Here is a 2,359-nt window from a genome sequence, read left to right as displayed (position 1 = left end):
GCCCAGCGATGCGCGACGAATCATCACCCACACCTCTGCGTCCGGCCGTTCGTCCAGCAGACGTGAGACAACTCGGCGCCCAATAAACCCGGTACCGCCGGTAACGACATAGCGCATGCAAGCCATGGTGGCCCTTGGCGCGGCGCACGTCAACGCAGTGTGACGCGATCGGGGAAGCCGGGACGCCTTGACGAGCCTGCGCAGACGGCGCATATTCATCATATGATGACTTCATCACGCGATGAATTCTTTGGATTCGTGACTCAAGCGAATGGAAAGGACCGTCGATGACGGGATATTTGGCCGCCCTGGCGATCGTGCTCCTGCTCGGCACGGTGATGACACGAGTGCTGGTGCTACGACGGGCGGGGACACAGGCGATGCACTTCGGCGATCTGGACAAGACGGACTTCCTGATCCCGCCGGTGGCACTGTTCTACTTCTACACCATCTTTGCTGTCGCGTTCGATTGGCCACTGGTCAGCACGCAGATGTTCTTCCACTCCAGCGCCATTGCCTGGATCGGTGTCGGGCTCTGCTACATCGGGCTGCTGGTCTTGTTCGGAAGCCTGGTGTCGTTCGGCAGGAGTTTCCGGGTCGGCATCGACGTCGACAAGCCCGATAAGCTGGTAACCACAGGCATTTTCGCCGTCAGCCGCAACCCGATCTACGTTGGTTTCGCGCTGGTGCTCGCCGGTCAGTTCTTGGTGTTCCCCAACTGGATTCTGTTGGTCTACCTCGCGGCCGGCGTCTTACTGTTCCACCGGCAAGTGTTGCGGGAGGAAAGCTTTATGCGGCAACACTACGGTCCGGAATACGCGGAGTACTCCCGGCGAGTCAGACGCTATCTGTGAAGCCTGGTCAACGTGCGGGTATCGGGGCAGTTGTCACTTCTTCGGCATCATCCGGGTCATCCCACAGCAGCAGTTGACGAACCGCGGTGCGTGAACCGTATGGCTGCAGCATTTCACTGGCAGGGCGGCGACGGACCCGCTGCGGCCACCAGAACCAGCGGCCGAGCAGGGCAGCGAGGGACGGCGTCAAGAACGAACGCACGATCAGGGTGTCGAACAGCAATCCGAGACCGATGGTGGTTCCGATCTGACCGAGGACCCGCAGATCGGCGAATGCGAACGCGCACATGGTGATGGCGAACACCAAGCCGGCCGACGTCACCACCGATCCGGAGCCGGCCATCGCGCGGATGATGCCGGTCTTCAGGCCGGCACCGATTTCCTCCTTGAACCGGGAGATCAACAGCAGGTTGTAGTCGGACCCCACCGCCAACAGCAAGATCACGGCCAGTGCGAGCACCACCCAGTACAGCTGGATACCGAGAATGTACTGCCACACCACGACGGATAGCCCGAATGAGGCGCCCAACGAAAGCGCTACCGTGCCCACAATGACGAGCGCCGCCACCAGGCCGCGGGTGATGAGCATCATGATCAGCAAGATCAGGCTCAGCGCGGCTAGGCCGGCGATCATCACGTCGTACTTGGACATGTCCTGGATGTCCTTGTAGGTGGCCGCCGTACCGCCGAGATAGAAACCGGCGTTGGCCAACGGCGTGCCCTTGACCGCTTCGTGCGCGGCCGTGGTGATCGGATCGATGTGTGAAATACCCTGCGGCGTTGCGGGATCGCCTTCATGGGTGATGATCATCCGGGCAGCCTTGCCGTCGGGCGACATGAATAGTTTCAGGCCGCGCTTGAAATCGGGGTTGTCAAAAACCTCCGGAGGCAAGTAGAAGGAATCGTCGTTCTTGGATGCGTCAAAGGCCCGTCCAAGAGCGGTCGAGTTTTCCAGCGCAGCCGATGATTGCGCGTTGATGCCGGACTGGGTGGCGTAGCTCGACAGCGTCAGGTCGCGGTTGGTCTCTTGGCTGGCGATCTGAGGCGGAATCAACGACACCAGTTCCGGCTGCAGCGCGTCCAGCTTATCCAAAGTGGCAGTGAGGTTTTCAAATTTCTCGCTGAGCTGGTCGATCCCATCAATGGTGTCCCAGACGTTTCTAAAGGCAAAACAGATGGGGATGTCGTAGCAGTGCTTCTCCCAGTAGAAGTAGCTGCGGATCGGCCGGAAGAAATCGTCGAAATTGGCGATCTGGTCTCGCAGTTGGTTGATCGTGGCGATCGTGTCGTGAAAGGCTTGGGTCTCGGCGTGGGTGTCGGCGGCCAGCTGCTGTTGAAGCGCATACTGTTGCTTCAAAATGCCAATGGTTTTAGCCAATTCGCCGGCCTGCTTCTGCAGATCGGCCGCCCGATCTTTCTGGTACTTGAGGTTTTCGATCTGGCTGGCGCTTTGTGCGCTGATCTGAAATGGGATGGAGCTGTGGTCGATTGGCGTCCCCAGCGGC

At 59.8% G+C, this 2,359-nt stretch carries 3 protein-coding genes; 1 reads left to right on the top strand and 2 read right to left on the bottom strand.

Annotated features, from left to right (window positions below):
* The coding region (locus WBF82_RS15025; RefSeq protein WP_424383791.1) for an SDR family oxidoreductase at positions 1–117 on the bottom strand (117 nt) is incomplete at its 3' end.
* Between the two features lie 170 nt (positions 118–287).
* Between WBF82_RS15025 and WBF82_RS15020 the strand changes: the two genes are divergently transcribed.
* Positions 288–854 (top strand): methyltransferase family protein, encoded by a 567-nt coding sequence (locus WBF82_RS15020; RefSeq protein WP_424383790.1) that lies wholly within the window; start codon positions 288–290, stop codon positions 852–854.
* Between the two features lie 7 nt (positions 855–861).
* On the opposite strand, the gene WBF82_RS15015 is transcribed toward WBF82_RS15020, so the two are convergent.
* Positions 862–2,359, bottom strand: a 1,498-nt coding sequence (locus WBF82_RS15015) for an MMPL family transporter (RefSeq protein WP_424383789.1), incomplete at its 5' end; no start/stop codon positions are given.

This window comes from Mycobacterium sp., from assembly GCF_049673265.1.
GTDB lineage: Bacteria > Actinomycetota > Actinomycetes > Mycobacteriales > Mycobacteriaceae > Mycobacterium.
The sequence above is the reverse complement of the archived record's forward strand: the minus strand, read 5'-3'. Positions and strand labels throughout refer to the sequence as shown.